Origin of the sequence: Kiloniella sp., from assembly GCF_965205715.1 — a bacterium.
In the GTDB taxonomy this organism is placed as follows: domain Bacteria; phylum Pseudomonadota; class Alphaproteobacteria; order Kiloniellales; family Kiloniellaceae; genus Kiloniella.
Map to the genome: position 1 here is coordinate 102,231 of NZ_CBDBHW010000002.1, position 17,739 is coordinate 119,969.

Annotated in this window: 18 protein-coding genes; 4 read left to right on the top strand and 14 right to left on the bottom strand. The window is 42.9% G+C overall.

Annotated features, from left to right (window positions below):
- Positions 1 to 200: 200 nt before the first annotated feature.
- Complete coding sequence (gene mazG, locus ACOGW3_RS02655; RefSeq protein ID WP_419901540.1) at positions 201 to 1,013, top strand: nucleoside triphosphate pyrophosphohydrolase; 813 nt, start codon at positions 201 to 203, stop codon at positions 1,011 to 1,013.
- A 13-nt stretch (positions 1,014 to 1,026) separates the two neighbouring features.
- Here the strand turns inward: mazG and ACOGW3_RS02660 are convergent, their stop codons facing one another.
- From ACOGW3_RS02660 to ACOGW3_RS02700, 9 genes are all read right to left on the bottom strand, one after another.
- Positions 1,027 to 3,750 carry a hypothetical protein gene (locus tag ACOGW3_RS02660; RefSeq protein ID WP_419901541.1) on the bottom strand — a complete coding sequence of 908 codons (2,724 nt, stop codon included), beginning with the start codon at positions 3,748 to 3,750 and terminating at the stop codon, positions 1,027 to 1,029.
- A 31-nt stretch (positions 3,751 to 3,781) separates the two neighbouring features.
- Entirely contained in the window at positions 3,782 to 4,675 is an 894-nt protein-coding gene (locus ACOGW3_RS02665) for a molecular chaperone (RefSeq protein WP_419901542.1), read from the bottom strand.
- A gap of 65 nt (positions 4,676 to 4,740) precedes the next feature.
- Positions 4,741 to 4,914, bottom strand: a complete 174-nt coding sequence (locus ACOGW3_RS02670) for a DUF4402 domain-containing protein (protein ID WP_419901761.1) — start codon at positions 4,912 to 4,914, stop codon at positions 4,741 to 4,743.
- A complete protein-coding gene (locus tag ACOGW3_RS02675; RefSeq protein ID WP_419901077.1) occupies positions 4,915 to 6,147 on the bottom strand; it encodes an ISL3 family transposase in 1,233 nt (410 codons plus the stop codon). It abuts the gene before it with no gap.
- Between the two features lie 70 nt (positions 6,148 to 6,217).
- Positions 6,218 to 6,616 (bottom strand): DUF4402 domain-containing protein, encoded by a 399-nt coding sequence (locus tag ACOGW3_RS02680; RefSeq protein ID WP_419901543.1) that lies wholly within the window; start codon positions 6,614 to 6,616, stop codon positions 6,218 to 6,220.
- 590 nt (positions 6,617 to 7,206) lie between these two features.
- On the bottom strand, positions 7,207 to 8,088 hold the full coding sequence (locus ACOGW3_RS02685) for an AEC family transporter (protein WP_419901544.1): 882 nt from the start codon (positions 8,086 to 8,088) through the stop codon (positions 7,207 to 7,209).
- A 188-nt stretch (positions 8,089 to 8,276) separates the two neighbouring features.
- Positions 8,277 to 8,606: an NIPSNAP family protein gene (locus tag ACOGW3_RS02690; protein WP_419901545.1), complete on the bottom strand. Its 330-nt coding sequence runs from the start codon at positions 8,604 to 8,606 to the stop codon at positions 8,277 to 8,279.
- Positions 8,607 to 8,715: 109 nt separating this feature from the next.
- Complete coding sequence (locus ACOGW3_RS02695) at positions 8,716 to 9,564, bottom strand: substrate-binding periplasmic protein (RefSeq protein ID WP_419901546.1); 849 nt, start codon at positions 9,562 to 9,564, stop codon at positions 8,716 to 8,718.
- A gap of 128 nt (positions 9,565 to 9,692) precedes the next feature.
- Positions 9,693 to 10,094 (bottom strand): hypothetical protein, encoded by a 402-nt coding sequence (locus ACOGW3_RS02700; protein ID WP_419901547.1) that lies wholly within the window; start codon positions 10,092 to 10,094, stop codon positions 9,693 to 9,695.
- Between the two features lie 210 nt (positions 10,095 to 10,304).
- Here ACOGW3_RS02700 and istA point away from each other — a divergent pair, with 210 nt between their 5' ends.
- Both istA and istB read left to right on the top strand, forming a co-directional pair.
- Positions 10,305 to 11,813 (top strand): IS21 family transposase, encoded by a 1,509-nt coding sequence (gene istA / locus ACOGW3_RS02705; RefSeq protein ID WP_419901087.1) that lies wholly within the window; start codon positions 10,305 to 10,307, stop codon positions 11,811 to 11,813.
- Entirely contained in the window at positions 11,810 to 12,622 is an 813-nt protein-coding gene (gene istB, locus ACOGW3_RS02710; RefSeq protein WP_419901088.1) for an IS21-like element helper ATPase IstB, read from the top strand. The genes istA and istB overlap by 4 nt, the downstream gene beginning before the upstream one ends.
- Before the next feature lie 23 nt (positions 12,623 to 12,645).
- Here the strand turns inward: istB and ACOGW3_RS02715 are convergent, their stop codons facing one another.
- From ACOGW3_RS02715 to ACOGW3_RS02725, 3 genes are all read right to left on the bottom strand, one after another.
- Positions 12,646 to 13,095 carry a transporter substrate-binding domain-containing protein gene (locus tag ACOGW3_RS02715; RefSeq protein ID WP_419901548.1) on the bottom strand — a complete coding sequence of 150 codons (450 nt, stop codon included), beginning with the start codon at positions 13,093 to 13,095 and terminating at the stop codon, positions 12,646 to 12,648.
- A gap of 135 nt (positions 13,096 to 13,230) precedes the next feature.
- Entirely contained in the window at positions 13,231 to 14,055 is an 825-nt protein-coding gene (locus ACOGW3_RS02720) for an inositol monophosphatase family protein (RefSeq protein WP_419901549.1), read from the bottom strand.
- A gap of 65 nt (positions 14,056 to 14,120) precedes the next feature.
- Positions 14,121 to 15,137, bottom strand: a complete 1,017-nt coding sequence (locus tag ACOGW3_RS02725; RefSeq protein WP_419901550.1) for an adenosine deaminase — start codon at positions 15,135 to 15,137, stop codon at positions 14,121 to 14,123.
- A 143-nt stretch (positions 15,138 to 15,280) separates the two neighbouring features.
- On the opposite strand from ACOGW3_RS02725, the gene ACOGW3_RS02730 reads away from it, so the two are divergent.
- The gene (locus tag ACOGW3_RS02730) at positions 15,281 to 15,580 is read left to right on the top strand and encodes a MazG nucleotide pyrophosphohydrolase domain-containing protein (RefSeq protein WP_419901551.1); all 300 of its coding nucleotides are present in this window, start codon (positions 15,281 to 15,283) and stop codon (positions 15,578 to 15,580) included.
- Between the two features lie 129 nt (positions 15,581 to 15,709).
- Here ACOGW3_RS02730 and groL read toward each other — a convergent pair whose 3' ends face one another.
- Both groL and groES read right to left on the bottom strand, forming a co-directional pair.
- Positions 15,710 to 17,350 (bottom strand): chaperonin GroEL, encoded by a 1,641-nt coding sequence (gene groL / locus ACOGW3_RS02735; RefSeq protein WP_419901552.1) that lies wholly within the window; start codon positions 17,348 to 17,350, stop codon positions 15,710 to 15,712.
- A 62-nt stretch (positions 17,351 to 17,412) separates the two neighbouring features.
- On the bottom strand, positions 17,413 to 17,700 hold the full coding sequence (gene groES / locus ACOGW3_RS02740) for a co-chaperone GroES (protein ID WP_419901553.1): 288 nt from the start codon (positions 17,698 to 17,700) through the stop codon (positions 17,413 to 17,415).
- Positions 17,701 to 17,739: the final 39 nt, after the last annotated feature.

A 17,739-nucleotide genomic window follows, 5' to 3' on the forward strand; every position in this document is an offset into this window, starting at 1 on the left:
AAAAGGGGTAAACTTAGGGTTGATTTTCAAAAGCCCACATGTCGCGTACAGAGATGAAATATTCGCGTTAAACACATTTGACCTGAATAATTATAAATAACTTAAAAGCATCAATTTTTATTTTTATACTTTTTGTCGCCGTCAATTAAGTTCGTTAAAGTGTTTTAAACGGCCACACCCTTTCTTTTACAGGTTAATCAATGAGTAAAAACATCCCCCCTCTGACCGATCGCGGTATTGATAGATTAATACAGTTGATGGCAGATCTCAGGGATCCAAACGGTGGATGCCCCTGGGATATAGAACAGACTTTTCAGACGATTGCTCCCTATACCATTGAAGAAGCCTATGAAGTGGCAGACGCAATTGAAAAGAATGATCACAACTCATTGAAAGATGAACTCGGGGATCTATTATTACAGGTCGTTTATCACGCGCGTATAGCGGAAGATAACAAGCTATTTGATTTTGAAGATATTGCTCAGGCCATCACCGAAAAAATGGTCAACCGGCACCCCCATGTATATGGAGATGTGTCGCACAATAACGTCGCGGAACAAGCTCTTGCCTGGGAAGATCTTAAAGCAAAAGAAAGAGTAATCAAACAAGGCAAAGAAGAAGAAAGCATCTTGGATGGCATCACGGTCGGCCTCCCGGCGGCAACACGCGCGGTAAAGTTACAAAAAAGAGCAGCTCGTGTTGGGTTTGACTGGCCAGATTTAAGCCCGGTCATCGATAAAATACACGAAGAAATCGAAGAACTAAAAGAAGTACTTGATCAAAAGAAGTCCATAGACATGGATCGTGCCGAAGACGAACTAGGTGACGTACTGTTTTCGGTCGTTAATCTTGCCAGACATTTAGACCTGGACCCTGAACAGGCCCTAAGAAGAACCAATCAAAAATTTGAAAAACGGTTTCGCGGCGTTGAAACGGCCTTAAAAAAGAAGGAGCAACAAATAGAAGATGTAGGATTGGAAACCATGGAAAAACTGTGGAATGAGCAAAAATAAATTCAACCTTTTATCATTTTTTTTCCTTCACTATCGCACTCAAATCTTGTGCTGAAATAAAAGGCTCTTCTCCCCCAATTTCAAACTCTCTTAGTATGCCTCCAGCTTCATATCCCAGCTCATCTAACTGCTCACTATCCAGAACAACCTTGTATTCGCCATAAGGAATTCTATCAAAAAAGAAAAAACCATCATAGGCACTGACCGTTTCGGCGACCCTTTCACCATCGCTACCCACGAGATAAATTCGCATCCCCGAGCCCATTTTCTCCTTTACGATATCATCCTTATTCTCACCTCCTAGTTCTCTTAAAAGAACCAAGCCATCCACCTCTCCGGTTTCAATGACTGGAAATTGCATAAGTGTAGTGGTACCTGGACGCATAACAACTTTTACCGGTTGTTTGGACGACACCCAAAAAGGATCTTCCAATGTCGCATTATTAAGCCCGATTTCTATGGCTTTATAAGGCTCTAACCCCGAAATAAATGCTGTTCCATCCTCAGATGTTGTAACGTTACGCGGTAAAGCCAAACCTGAAAATCCCGCATTTGGAATCAGACTATCATTTGGCCCGTAAGCGCCGTCATTATCACGATCGAGAAAAACCTGGGCACTTACAGCACTCTGTCTGGCAAACGGTTTTCCTTTAACAGCTATACTATTATTACCTGGATCGTGGCCAAAACTAAAAGAGAGGCCAAGTCGAGCATTATAATCTCCTTCGCTGTCTGCTTCTAAGTTGACCCCAAGAGCAAATTTCTCAAATTGCCTGTTTAGGCCAGCAGATACCATATTTAAGGAATGATCACCTCCGGTATGAGTGAAATTAACCCGTGCGCCAAAGTCCTCTTCTATATGCCAATCAGCACTCAGTGACACTCTCTCTAATTCAGCCACTGGAGTAACGCCATATCCTGCTTCACCTCTAAGTCGGAAATCACCAAGTAAGGTACTGATGAGAAGCCGCGCGTCGGCCTCGACAGGTTGCTCTTCTTTTATGCGTGCAGTAGATGACAAAGCAAAGTTGAAAGGCCTTACAACAGTAGATAATCGACCAAAAAGCTGAGTTTCCCACTCTCTATCTTCTGATATCTCGTGAGTTACAGAGGCAGACAAGGGCTGATGACCAAGGCCGTAATCGGGTAGATGCCCATTGATCCGTGCACTCGTCTTACTTAGAAGATGGCCACTGACAGAACTATTGTCGGACTGCTCCGAATGAAAACCCTGGTACCAATTTTGTTCAGCAGATAATGACCAGGACCCAATTTGGGTTTGGGTTCGTCCCCCAAGCGCCACCCCACCAGTATCATCGATAGACAGATCTAAATGACCAAGTGCGCCAAATAGAGAGGTTTGGGCCCCAACTGATAGATAATTACGTCGATCACCCTCCAGAGAAAGTGAGGCAATTCCACCATTAACGGATAAAGTCTCGGTCACGCCATACTCTGCCTGAGCAATTAATCTATTTTCACCATCATCCTCTCGAGAGTTAGCTTGATCCGTAAATGAAATTAGATCTCGGTTTGCTTGATTTATGGCAACCCGAAAGGCCCCTTTTTTGGGTTCGGCAAGTTCTGATGTGACAAAGTATCGTTCATTTTTTTCCCGGATCTGTCCTTGTGGTCCATAAAAGACCAACCTAAATTCGTTCAATCCAGCCACAGTTGGAATATTCGAAAACTCATATCGCCCATCCCCGCCATTGCTGTCAGTTTGGAAGTCAATAAGCTCTCCATTACGATAAACTTCGACCTCCCATCCCACGGCCAGCTCACCACGAAGAGTAACCCTGTTGGTTTGTTCTAATCTGTTAAGATCATATGATGACAGAGATATTCCACGACCTACGGTGTTGTCTGCTACCAAAGGTAAATCTGGAGTAGATACATCTCCCAGGGAAAACTCCCGGGCATTAAGAGGACCAAGCAAGTCCCCATTTATAGAACGTCGACCAAGTTGCAACCGAAGGTTTGGTAAAACTTCTGCGCTATTGGCAATAAACGTTGCATCAGCGTCTAGGCCACCAATTATTCCAACAACGGTCGTTGTCTGCCGAACCTGACCATCCAATACATTGTCAGTATTGCGTCCTGATGCATCAATGCTGACATCCACAAAAGGCAGCTCGAACCAGTTATTATCTGGGATGAATAAATCTAATTCATCCCCCTCAACAGTACTTCCAATTTGGGAACGACGTGCTTCTCTTGCAATTCGTTCTTGCAAAGGAAAAGGTTCAAGAGCTCTGACGCCAATTTGTAAATCATTGAAGCGTATTTCAAGAATAAAGGGAAACCACTTTTCAAGTTCAGTTAAGGATACATACAAATCATCAGAGTGTCTTTCCACTTGATCAGGAGAGAACAATAAAGAACGATCTTTAAACTTAACTGTCCCCGTTTTTAAGTCGAGGTCGAAAATTCGATCCTCATTTAAAAACCACCCTTTAGCTGTTCCTTCTATAGGGTTCACATCAATCGGAAATTCTAAAACCTGTGTAATCCCTGCGAGGGGTAGAAAAGCCTCTTTACCATCAAAGTAAATTATAAAACCATCTGTTAAAGTAAATCGATCTAACTCTAGCCCAAAAACATAAAGTTCATCATCAGGCCTTTCGCTCCAAATTTCCTTTTCTGCTATTGTCCCTGCATTTACTTTTGCTTCAAAGAACAAAAGCACCACAAGCAGGACAATACTTAGCCGTATGATTTTAATCGGCCAGAGCATAGCATCAACTCAATTAGTTTATGAATTGGTGCTAAGGTAACCTCAGGCTTGAGGTTATAATGGGACCGGTTTTCCCTTTACGTGGGCGATATTCAACATCGATTGTTTTACCCGAGAGAGATAACAGTTTTTCAGTTGTCAAAGGTACCTCAATGTCACGATAGGCAGTTGAGAGATAGACAGCCACATTATTTAGACGTCCAACTTCATTTCCATCTGACAAGGCCACCAAATCACCACGTAGGGATTGATTACCAGACCGATTAATCCGTAGAGATATTGCTTTTTCCCCGTCATTTTTATCAATAGACTTAAGCTCAGCCAACTGACCATTTCCAGTAAGTTCACCATGACGTACGATAACCGGAATTGAGATGCCAAAAATTGTTTTAATTTCGACAGAAAGCCCCGCGCCACTTGAATTATTCGATGCCTGAGGCTTTGTATCAGGGACTTGTTGAAAAAGAAGATGAGATCGGTATTCACCTTCTTCCAGATCTGCCGGGCGGCGATATAAAACCCTTACTGTCTGAGGTGTTCCTGGCTTTAACGTAATTTGACGTGGAGCATACCGAAAAAGACCATTCGCAAAGGCTTCAACGCCGCTCGGCGTATCAATTTGGAACAAATTACCTTGCTCGTCCATGCGATAATTGATTATTGAAATTCGATATGTTTCTACCTTGTTCCCTCTATTTGCCAAGGTCAGCACCGTATTTCGGTTACGGGCGTTTAATTCTACGAGCTGTGGTGTGACAACTAATCCTCCAGCTGCTCGGGAAGGACTTGATAGGGAAATTGTAAATATTAATATTATTAAGATAAGAATAGTTGGTAAATATGTTGAATAATAAAATTTTTTTATTAATTTTTTACTTGATAATAGAAAATTTGATAGACTAGACACACTAACGGAATTTGTCACCTTACTCCCCCCAAATAATGGAACCAGAGATTCATAAAAAATGTATCTCTGGTTCCAATAAAAACTTAGTAGTTAACAGTTACAGTATATGTACCTGAATAGGCCCCACTAGTTTGTGTGGCGTTGACAACCATATCCCCACCAACAGCAAAAGCTAAGGTACCACCAGCACCTGTTGTGGGTGTTCCGCCTGCATTATGAGTAAAGTTGTTGGCACTTCTCCGCTTTGTTGAGTAGATTTAGGATTTCAAATAGAGCATAGATTGATTATCTGGAATGGATGATTGTCTAATTTTGAGTTTGAAGTATTCGGTATCCTTGATGCCTCTGGCTCGCTTACGGATCATTCCTATACTGACATTACCAGCCTCTATCCTGGCGCTTGTGAGCTTGTGTTTGGCGTAGTTGCAGATGCCCACACAATGTTTCCGTAGGGATTTCGCGAACTTTTTTAGATAGAGCATCTGTGACTGATCTGCTATCAGGCACCAACGTTCCAGTTGCTCCGCCATCGCCTCAAATGAAGCGGCACTCCACAGCAGCTGAAGCTGTTCTTTCAAGACGTAAAGTGCATTCAGGTTGCTATTGCTCTCCAGCAACCTTTGCAGCTTGTCACTTTGTTTTTCACTCAACTTATCCGCATTTTTGAGCAACAGATAATGTGTCCCTTTCATCAACTCTTTACCACTTGGATCGGCCTTTCTGAACTCAAGTCGACGCTGATTATGGATAGCTTTGCTGTAGTTTTTCATGACGTGGAAACGGTCAAATACTATGTCGGCCAACGGCAAGGACTCTCTGACAGCCTTTTGGTAGGCAGGCCCCATATCCATCGCTACGGCCTTTATTTTGCAGGCTGTATCTGGTTGCAGTTGTTTCAAAAACCTTGAAAAAACCTCGGCAGTTCGGCCTGCTTCAACCCAGATCAGATGACCGCCAACCATATCGTAGACCACCGTCATGTAGTCATGACCTTTCGCCCGGGCAACTTCATCTACACCAATATATTCCAAGCCAGTTAGCTCTGCAGGATCAAGCGTAGGGAGAGTTTCAATAAGGTATGCCCTGTCGATATTCTTGACCGTTTCCCATCGTATATCCAAATGTCTGGAAACCGCTTGAATAGACATATGCCGACATAATCCACTGATCAGTCGGCAAAATCGGTGAGTGAAACGGCACCCTTTATCAACAAAATCACACCCCTCAATGCGGCGTTCGCCCTTGTTAATATAAACCTGCGCCAGCTCAATCTCGACCACACAAGGATACCCAAAAAGGGGGATGTCGTTTACTTGTCGGCGGACATGCTGGTTGATGCTTCCCTTCTGGCCTGTAGCAGGGTCTATAGCCCTCCTACGCGCGTCTCGGCTGCAGTGAATGACAATCTTAACACCGCCGTCATCCAGTTTAATTTCATTTACACGTTGCCCTTTGAGGCCTAAAATATGCTGCGAGATGTTGATTGTCATATACCTGCTCTATGTAAAGTTATCAGAAACCATACATATCAACAGGTTACTTGGCGGTCGGCATCTTTTTCTACTCAACAAAGCGGAGAAGAGCCAAGTTGTTCAATGCCATAGCTGTACCTGGGCCTGTCAATGTGCCATCAGTAAAACTTATTGTAACAGCCGTACTTGCATCCGCTGTTACAGTAAAAGCGCCCGCTGTAGGAGAGCCGGAAAAGGTATAACCACCTGGACCAGATACAACACCTGCAGCGCTCATGGAAACGGTTCCCCCTGAAGCATCAACGGCTGTACTACCAAAGTTCATTGCCGTGTTCTCAACAACAGAGACAGCGGTTTGTATTTGTGCAGAAGCATTACCCGTAGCATCTGCAGAAAATGCAGATGAAGATGCAAAACTTAAACTAATAGCACTAAAAGCAACAATCTTAATAACATTTCTCAACTTATTTCTCCTAAAAACAACCATACATTTTTATGTTTTTACACCAGTACTTTATTTTCGATTTACATTTACTTGTAAAATCTGCGTAGATTGTTGATAGAGTCTCATTAATTAAACATTAACAGCAATTGTTACTTAATGTTTACTTTACAACCATAAACCGTGCTATGGCCCACACGAACACCACTCTAAAGAGAAACGATAAGTTGAATATGACGTATGGTTTTTCGCCTACAACCAAGTGCGCGCCTTACTTATAGGATATTTACAGACAATAAATATAAACTTATTGGTTAAACCAAAGAAAAATACCAATACAGACAAAAAAATGTAATTTTTGATATAAATCCCATTTATTCCAATTTTTTGACCCACATGAAAAATAGCTTTTGTTAAAAATATGTACAAATTTCAGACAGAATGGAGCTTCAAATAGAAGGGATAAAAGTGGCTAGAGATAATCTAATAAAATCGACATAGGTATTTTTAAAAACTGCATATTATTAAAAGTGAAAATACACATACTTATGCAATACGATTTACACGGTACGCTAACCCAATTGCAGCTAGCGAGAAAATCGATACTTACTTCTCATTGAAACATGGAAGGACACTTAGTTTAAAAGAACAAACCACATTAAGGCAGGAAGACTCACGATAGATATAGTTGTAGATATGACAACCAGGCTTGCGACTTCTTCAGGTTGACGTTCGTAGAGTTGTGCCAGGAGGTAACAAAATACTGCCACGGGCAAAGCACACTGGAGAATGACAACACCACGTGCTGCCCCTTCCAAATCAAAACCCCATGCGATCCCAACTCCGACAGCAAACCCTATTGCCAAGCGAAAGACAGCAAGCCAAACACTTCGTCCGATATTAACAACCTTTAGACTTGCGAGGGATACTCCAAGTGTAATCAGCATCAACGGAATGGTTAAATCCCCAATCAGTTTCGTCGTATTAAGGATCCATTCCGGTACATATAAGTCACCAACGAGTACGACAGAGGCAATAATTGTCGCCGGAATGATTGGCATAGTGATCAGTGATTTGGGTGAAAATTGGCCAGAGACAAAAGCAACTCCAATTGTCAACTGGATAACCACATAAACCGCAAAGAAACCGATAGCGAGAGCAAGTCCCTCTTCCCCAAAGGCTAACAGACACAAAGGTAAACCAATATTACCAACATTCGGCCAGGTCAGGGACTGAAGAAACGTCCTTTGTGATAAGCCGAATATCCACAAAGTAACCGCCCCAATGACCGCAAGAACCACATTTGCCGCAATTGCAGCCCCTCCCATGGCGAAGAGCGCATCCATAGAAAGATCTACTGTAGACAATGTATAGAAGACAAGAGCAGGTGTACTAAAATAGGTAACCAGAAAAGTTACCATCGGCGTATCAAATTTACGGCCAGCTTTTGCCCAGGCGAACCCAATTGCAATACATATGAGGACAGGGGCAATAATACCCAGGATTTCAGCTATCATTTTTCTGCGGAGATCTATTTACAAGAAAGGAACAGACAGGATTTCAACATTATGACGCCCTGTCAAAGAAAAGCCGTGATTATATACGGCTTTTCTTCATCTCGATTGATTAAGTGAAAATAACAGTCGAAATTCTCACTCAATACCGGGGAGTACCTTCCGTTTCCTCATACATTAATGCCTCTAAATCATGGCAGTATCAATGTACTATGCGGTCCCGATGCCCGTTTAAGAAAAATCCTGTCTTCCTTACGAATAAATTGTTCTTTCTGTGCAAACTCATAATTTTCACGACCAAGGGGATGTTCCATCAAACGTGCGCGATAAGCCTCGTACTCTGCAAGGTTATCAATATTATAAAGCCCATATGCAGTCGTCGTGGATCCTTCCTGTGGTGCGTAATAACCTATTAAATCAGCACCGCATTGAGGAATAGCCTGCCCCCAATTTCTGGCATACTGCTCGAAGAGTTCTTTTTTGTAGGGATCAATTTCATAACGAATAAAGCAGGTAATCATTGTTAAGCCTCTCATGATTTGACAGGCATCTGTATTAGCATTTCATTAGACTTAATTGCTTCGCTAGAGAACGAAGTGTGATTTTTTTAAATTCTGACTTCTTTTACACTTAAGGGTCTAGGGCGTGGCTATACTTTATTAGTAGGCCAGTAAGTTCCTTCTCTCTTATCTCAGCTATCTCATTCCAGATAGTTTCCGATAAATCAGAGTACTTTGAATAAAAAGTATTTCCCAGGACAAGGTAATAAGAGTTTGTTTTAAGTGCTGGCTTTACCAACTCTATCTGATCGTATTTATCCGGGTGACGCGCAATAATACTCGTAGCAATTTCTTTGATCGTTGCAAAACCATCAATTCTACCTGCCTGGAGGAGTGATAATCCCCTTTGAACAGAGGAGGTTTCAGCGACAACAAGTCTATGTTCTTTAAGCAAATCAATAATGGAGTACCCGATTTGAGCTCCAATTTTATTTACATTTTTAAAACTTTTCCCATTCCAAGACGCTGAACTGCCTATTCGACGAAAAAGATAATAAGATTGATTCATCAATCTACGCTTTTTATCCACTCTTCCTGAAACGTGGGGATAATTACTGAATTCTACGCGGGATTTACTATAAGAGGCAGCAAGAACTCCGTCGACTTGATTTAACTCAAGCTCCCTTAAACAACGCGCCCATGGCGCTCGGTGGAAGCTTATTAAAAGATCTAATTTTTTCTCTACAAGTTCAAGAATTTCAATATATAAACCCGGATTTTTTTTAGGGATGCTACCGCCTTTACCATAATAATAAGGAATATTCTCAATATCCTCATAACATATCGAAAAAGATATTTTTTCAGAATTTGCAGGAGTAATGACACAAAAGCCCAAAACAAGGACAGTAACACTTAGACGAATTATCGTTTTCAGGGGCTTAAAAAAACGTAATTGAAATAGCAATACGACAAATCCCAAAATAAGATCCCCGCGACAAAGCTCTAGAACGATCTCAAGTATTTTTCGAATATCTTTACAGATTAGTTCAAAGATAATCAGAAACCTTTAATACACACTAAAGGAAAAATCGTATCGTTAAGGATCAACTACTCAGATTGGCTTGTTTCACTGTATTTAATAATAAGATCGGGCATTTCGATTTCACGTATTTTAGCCAACTCATTCCAAATATTTTCTGATAATGCATTATGATTCTTATAAAATTCTCTACTTATGATCAGATAATAAGGTTTTGTTGTAAGAGCCACCGGAACTTTCTCAACGTTTTGATAGCGCTCGGGATAACGCATCAACAACGTATTTCCAATTTGTTCTAATGTTGCGAAACCAGCTAAGCGACTAGTATTCACTTGCTGAAATCCGCGTTGTACAGAAGGGTTTTCTATAACAGTCAGGTTATAATTTTTTAGAAAATCAATAATGGCATAACCGATTTGAACCCCGACCTCATTGATACCGCTGAATGCTTTCCCGTCCCAAGAAACCAAGGATGACTTATGGCGGAAAAGAAAATAGGATGTTCAGCGACAATAACCTTGGCCGGTTGCGACAACCACCTTGGCCGGTGGATCTGATCATTAAAAAGGGCGTGCCCGTTTGATAATCAGATCCACCGGCCAAGGCTTAATTTGGTGTTAGTTACAAGCTGCTGTGAGTTGATAAATTAGGAACCTCTAGATGTAATTGGAGGAACCTGTTTGCCGTATAAATTTATCACAGATGAACAACTGAGACTTTACATGACAGATAGAAAAACTCATGGTCAACGAACCGCCGCTGCCCGCGCAGGGTTTAGCGAACGCACGGCCCGCCGATTTGACGTTGATGCGACTTTACCGTCACAACGCAATATAAAGCGAGGGCGAACAGTTTCTGATCCGCTTGAAGATATCTGGGATAAGGACATCCTTCCCATTTTGGATAAAGACAACTCGGTCAAACCCATTACTTTGTTGCGCCACATACAGAGCCTCTATCCGCTCCGTTTTCCCGATGACCGTGTCAAGCGCACGTTAGAGCGCCGAGTTCGGGGATGGCGGGCTCTGAATGGCCCTGAAAAGGATATCATTTTCAGGCAAACACCTGAGCCGGGTTACATGGGCCAATCAGATTTCACGGATGCAGCCGACTTAAGTATTACCATTGCAGGAGATCCTTTGGTGCATCGGCTCTATCATTTTGTTCTGGTATATAGCCGATGGGAACATGTTGGGGTCGTACTTGGCGGTGAGAGTTTTACAGCCCTTGCGGAGAACTTACAAAATGCGCTTTGGTCCTTGGGGGGCGCTCCTGAAAACCACCGGACCGACAGCCTGTCTGCGGCCTTTCGGAATTTGAGCGTTGAGGAAAAGGAGGACATTACCAAACGTTATTCTGCTTTTGTTGAGCACTACGGTATGGAGGCCAGTCGAAATAACAGAGGGGAATCACACGAGAACGGTGCCATTGAATCTCACCACGGTCACCTTAAGACTGCGATAAAGCAGGCCCTGATTTTGCGTGGCAGTAATGACTTTGACACTTTGGATGAGTATCGGCGATTTTTGGACGAGCTGATTGCTAGACGGAACAAACATCGTGACCAAGATATCCAAACAGAGTTGAAATCTCTCAAGGCGTTACCTCCTCGGCGAACAACAGATTACACTGAAGTCGTGTCGAGAGTTACCAAAACAAGTGGTTTTTTAGTTAAGCAGGTTTTTTATAGCGCCCCTTCTCGCCTAATTGGTCAACGCTTGCGTGTCCATATTTACGATAACCGGATAGAAGCCTATCTAGGCAGCACTCATGTCGTCAGCCATTCTCGTGAGCGGGGGCACGGCAAAGGCCCCCGCATTCATGTTATCAATTATCATCACGTCATTCATGCTCTCAAACGTAAACCTCAGGCACTCGCCAATTCTATTTATCGTGACAGTATTTTTCCAAGAACCGAGTACTCCCTGGCCTGGACATTGTTTCAGAAAAAGTTGTCCCGCAGAGATGCGTGTCGTCAGATGGTTGGGATACTTTTCCTTGCGCACGAAGAGGCTTGTGAGGCCGAAGTCGCGCACCTGATTTCGAGAGAAATCAATGCAGGAAGGCTACCTTGCGCAAAAAAACTTAAGCTGAATATCACAAAAAAGAACACGGATTTACCTCCTGATATTCCCGTGGTTCAACCTTCATTATCAGTCTTTGATACTCTGTTGGAGGATCGGGCATGACAAACATTGAAGTGGATCAGCACAAGCTGCCTCTTATGCTAACTGACTTACGATTACCCAGCTTTCACAAACACTGGCAAGATATCGCAATCCAATCCGACAAGGAGGGCTGGTCAGCAGCCAGGTTCCTTGCCGTTTTGGCCGAATATGAATTGGCCGAAAGGGACACGCGACGCATTCAACGCCATCTCAACGCATCAAACCTGCTGGGCGGAAAAACTCTGGCCACTTTTAACTTCAAGCGGCTGCCTAACGTGAAAAAGGCGCAGGTCGAAGCCTTGTCTGCCGGTGACTGGATTGACGCAAGAGCAAATCTGATTGCCATTGGAAATTCAGGGGGAGGAAAAACTCATCTCCTATGCGCCGTAGGTTATGCTCTTATAGAGGCTGGATACCGTGTGCTCTATACGCAAACCAGTGATCTGGTGCAAAAACTCCAGGCTGCCAGACGTGAACTTATGCTCGAAAACGCCCTCGCAAAACTCGATAAATTTGATCTCATCATTCTCGATGATATTACCTATGCACAAAGGGATATATCTGAAACATCCGTGCTCTTTGAATTGATCGCCAGACGATATGAGTACCGAAGTATTGCAATTGCTGCCAATCAACCTTTTAGCGGATGGGACAATATTTTTCAAGATAAGGCCATGACCGTTGCAGCAATCGATCGTCTTGTTCACCACTCAACCATTCTTGAGATGAATATCGACAGCTACAGACAATGGGAAGCCGCCCAAAATCTCAAAAAAATGTTGCGGAAAACCACAAACAAAAAGGTGAAAAATATGCCTGAAGCATCGTAAATAAACGTCAGATCACAGCCGCATCAAAAGCGGCCAAGGTGGTTGACGCAACCGGACAAAGTGGTTGACGCTCTACAATAGGACTTATTAACAATCCTTCTTTCTACGTCTAACTCCCCCAACCTCATTGGATAGTGACTATACTTAGCTCGTTCCGGCTTAAATGAAGCAGCGACTACTCCATCAACACGATTTAATTCTAGTTGCTTAAGACATCGCGCCCACGGAGCCCGGTGGATGACAATATTCAGCTTTAATCTCTGCGAAACAAGATTAATCATATCAACATAAAGGCCAGGCTTGTTTTCTGGTATTTCCGTCCCTTCGCCATAGTAATAAGGGATATTTTCAATATCCTCATAACATATCGAAAAGGGGATAGTTTCTGCCCGGACAACACCAGCAAAACTCAAGCATCCTAGAAAAACCCATAACAGGAGATATCGTTTTGATGAAATGTAAGAGACACTCATTTGCTACACAACATGCTAACCTCAGGATTATTGCCTTCCTGTGATAATGCTATTGTGCCATTTCCAACTAATTTGGATCCCCCGAAATAACTAAAATAGCTAACCTTAGAATAAGGATAGATGTTTTAATTTTTGTTAAAATATAAGAAGTTTTGGAAATAGAGCCTTATGAATTTGATGCCATATATCTTTATTCGGAGCGAGAAGAAGTCCACTTTTCCCAAAGGAATCAAAGTTATATTCTTTTTGATCAAGACAGGCTCCAAAGCCACCTGCTTCTCGATGAATTAACACACCAGGTAAATGATCCCAAGGCATCAACCTTGTATATAAGGAAAATTGTGTTTTAGAGGTCGCAAGCCTTTCATAGTCGGCACCAGCACAACGTAGCGTCTTTACGACGTTGAGTTTGCACCTATTCTTTTCAATCCAGGAGACAACCTCTGTATCCAGCCCCTTTGAACCGTGTAAAGTCCCGATACAATCAGAACTCTCAATTCCAAAAGGTGTTGTTACCTTTAATCGAATACCATCTTTAAAAGCCCCCTCACCCGTACGCACTTGAAGAAGAGACGTCGTCAGTGGATCATAAATCCAGCCAGCAACAGTTTCTCCTTTATAAATCAAAGCCAGCATGCACTTAAAAGTTTCGATGCCCCCCGCGAAGTTATTGGTACCGTCGATCGGATCAATTACCCATGTAAGCTGATCATGATTTATTTTGTTTAATAGATCTGGCTCCAGAGCAACCCTCTCTTCTCCAATGACATCACTCCCAGGAAAAATATCTTTGATCAAACCTGATAGGCGATGCTCAGTATTTATATCTGCAACGGTAACAGTCTCTCCTCCCATTTTCTGGGAGATGTCACCTTCCTGCAGGTTTCTAAAACGAGGGACTATCTCTAAATCTGAAACGACTTTGAGTAACTCTTCGACTTTATCAAGTTTGGAAAACATACGCCCTTTCAATATCGCAATGAACGATACTATCAATAATATAATTATATCGTATTCTTGCTTTCTTAATGTTGAGCAAGAATATCTGCAATCCGATTTATATGAGGGGCTTTTTCTTCATCGGTCAGAAAAGATCCCTCAATCGAGTTGTGGCACAGTTTAGCAATTTCTGTTTTAGATAAACTTAAAGCCTCAACAACGGATATAAAATTGGCTGTCATATATCCACCAAAGTAGGCGGGATCATCGGAATTGACGGTCACATTAAGTCCTGCAGCCATCATCTCTTTCAACGGGTGCTCTTTCATGTCACTTACGCCACAAAGCTTAAGGTTTGAAAGAGGGCAAACCGTCAAAGCGATACCCAAATTGGCCACTTGTTTGGTCAATTCAGCATCTTCGATTGTTCGATTGCCATGATCTAACCGATCAATTTGCAAAAGATCTATTGCTTCACGAACATATTCTGCAGGACCCTCTTCACCAGCATGCGCGACCAACTTCAATCCCATTTCTCTAGCGGCATTGAAAACCCTTAAGAACTTCGATGGCGGGTGTCCCAACTCGCTGGAATCCAAGCCTACGCCAACAATACGGCCATCAAACCATGGTTCAGCTTCGTTCAAGGTCGCAAATGCCTCTTCTTCACTAAGATGGCGTAAAAATGACATTATCAGTTCGGAAGAAACACCAAGTCTTTCTTGTCCATCATCTAAGGCGCGTAATATACCATTGGTAACTTCAGAGAAGCTCACACCACGACTTGTATGCCCTTGTGGGTCATAGAACACCTCTACATGAACAACGCCTTCTTGAGCTACCTTCTCAAGATACGCCATGGTAAGAGCATAAAAATCTTCTTCACTCTGAAGTACGTTCATACCTTGATAGTATATATCAAGGAAATCCTGAAGGTTTGAGAAATCATAAGCTGTACGAATTTCATCAACGGTTTTATAAGGCAGCTCAATACTATTTTTTGTTGCCAACTCCATCATCAATTCAGGCTCAAGAGAGCCTTCTAAATGGAGGTGGAGCTCAGCCTTAGGTAACGCATTGATAAAATTCTCTAGATCACTCATATATCTTTTCCAAAACTCAATTTGTATTCACGCTCAATTCTATCTTCTTATCCCAGGAAAGAAAATAGCACTAAGATTAGTATAATTTTTTGACTTCAAGGGATTTCACTAGCCGACGGCAATACCTAATCGAAAGCGACAAAATGGAAACACAACAAACAATATGCCAATGGGCTGAAGATACTTTTGGCCCCGTATCAAACCCCATGAATTTAGTGACGAGAGCTCTACAAGAAATGAAAGAGCTTTCTGAAGCCATTGAGGCAAACAACCGTGAGGAAATTGGCAAAGAAACCGCTGATGTCGTCATTCTTTTTCATCGTCTTCTCGCACAATACGATCTCGACCTTGCTCAGGAATTAGAGAGAAAGATGACGATAAACCGTTCCCGTCAGTGGGTTTCAAAAGGAGATGGTACAGGAAAACACATCCCTCAAGGTTAGATAAAGTTCGCGGGAAATTCCCGATGAAAACTCGTAAGATTGAAATCCCGAAAAATACCGAGAAGAGAATACAGAAAAAGGGGAGCCAATTGGCTCCCCTTCTCTTTAGCAAAACGGTGTTTGGCTGGCTTAGAAGCCCATGCCACCCATACCGCCCATGTCAGGCATTGCAGGAGCTGCAGATTTGTCTTCAGGCTGATCAGCAACCATAGCTTCGGTTGTGATCATCAGGCCGGAAACGGAGCCCGCATCTTGAAGAGCTGTACGAACAACTTTAACCGGATCGATGATACCAGCATCAAACAGGTCTTTGTATACACCAGTTTGAGCGTCAAAACCGAAACCAGCTTTGTTTTCGTCAGTGATCTTACCAACAACGATAGAACCTTCGAAGCCAGCATTTTCAGAGATCTGACGGATCGGAGCTTCAAGAGCACGACGGACAACGTTGATACCAACGTCTTGATCGTTGTTTTCGCCTTTAAGATCAGCAAGAGAGGAAACTGCAGCAAGAAGAGCAGTACCACCACCAGCAACAATGCCTTCTTCAACAGCAGCACGTGTAGCGTTCATGGCATCTTCAACGCGATCTTTACGTTCCTTAACTTCGATTTCAGTGGAACCACCAACACGAAGAACAGCAACACCACCAGCAAGTTTAGCTAGACGCTCTTGCAATTTCTCACGATCGTAATCGGAAGAAGTGTCTTCAGCCTGGGCACGGATCTGAGCACAACGACCTTCGATCTGTTCGCGATCACCAGCACCATCAACAACAACAGTTTCTTCTTTGGAGATGTTAACGCGCTTAGCAGTACCGAGCATGTCCAGAGTAACGTTTTCCAGTTTGATACCAAGATCTTCTGAAACAACAGTACCACCAGTTAGAACAGCGATATCTTCAAGCATTGCTTTACGACGATCACCGAAACCAGGAGCTTTAACAGCAGCGATTTTCAGACCACCACGAAGTTTGTTCACAACGAGAGTTGCAAGCGCTTCGCCTTCAACGTCTTCAGCAATGATCAGTAGCGGACGGCCGGACTGAACAGCAGCTTCGAGAAGTGGAAGCATTGGCTGAAGGTTAGTTAGTTTTGCTTCGTGAAGAAGAATGTATGGTGCTTCAAGATCAGCAACCATTTTCTCTGCGTTCGTTACGAAGTATGGTGAAAGGTAACCACGGTCGAACTGCATACCTTCAACAACGTCAAGTTCAGTTGCGAGAGATTTTGCTTCTTCAACAGTGATAACGCCTTCTTTACCAACACGTTCCATTGCTTCAGCAATCATGTTGCCGATTTCAGCTTCACCGTTAGCAGAGATTGTACCAACCTGAGCAACTTCTTCAGTTGTAGAGATCTGTTTAGCAGCACCTTTAAGGTGCTCAACAGCTGTAGAAACAGCAAGATCCATACCGCGCTTAACGTCCATTGGGTTCATGCCAGCGGCAACAGCTTTTGCGCCTTCACGAACAAGACCTTGTGTTAGAACAGTCGCAGTTGTTGTTCCGTCACCAGCAACATCGTTGGTTTTTGAAGCAACTTCACGAACCATCTGTGCGCCCATGTTTTCAAACTTGTCAGCAAGTTCGATTTCTTTAGCAACAGAAACACCATCTTTAGTGATGCGTGGAGCACCAAAAGATTTGTCGAGAACAACGTTACGGCCTTTAGGACCGAGAGTAACTTTTACAGCGTTAGCAAGGATATCAACACCGCGAAGCATTTTGTCGCGAGCGTCAGTACCAAATTTTACATCTTTAGCAGACATGATCTTTTATTTCCTTTAATTCGAGTATCCGTTTAGTGAAACCAGCTTTACTGATCTCAATCTTAATTAAGGATGCCCATAATGTCGGACTCACGCATGATCAGCAGTGTTTTGCCGTCAAGCTTGACTTCTGTGCCGGACCACTTGCCATAAAGAACGGTGTCGCCTTCTTTAACATCAAGAGCAACAACTTTACCGTCATCACCACGAGCGCCACTGCCAACAGCAGTAACTTTGCCCTGCATTGGTTTTTCTTTAGCAGTATCGGGAATGATAATTCCGCCAGAAGTTTTTTCTTCTTGGTCTAGTGGCTCGATTACGACCCGGTCGTGAAGAGGCTTAAAGCTCATAGATCAACTCCGTTAGAGTAAGCTTATTTAAAAAAAATT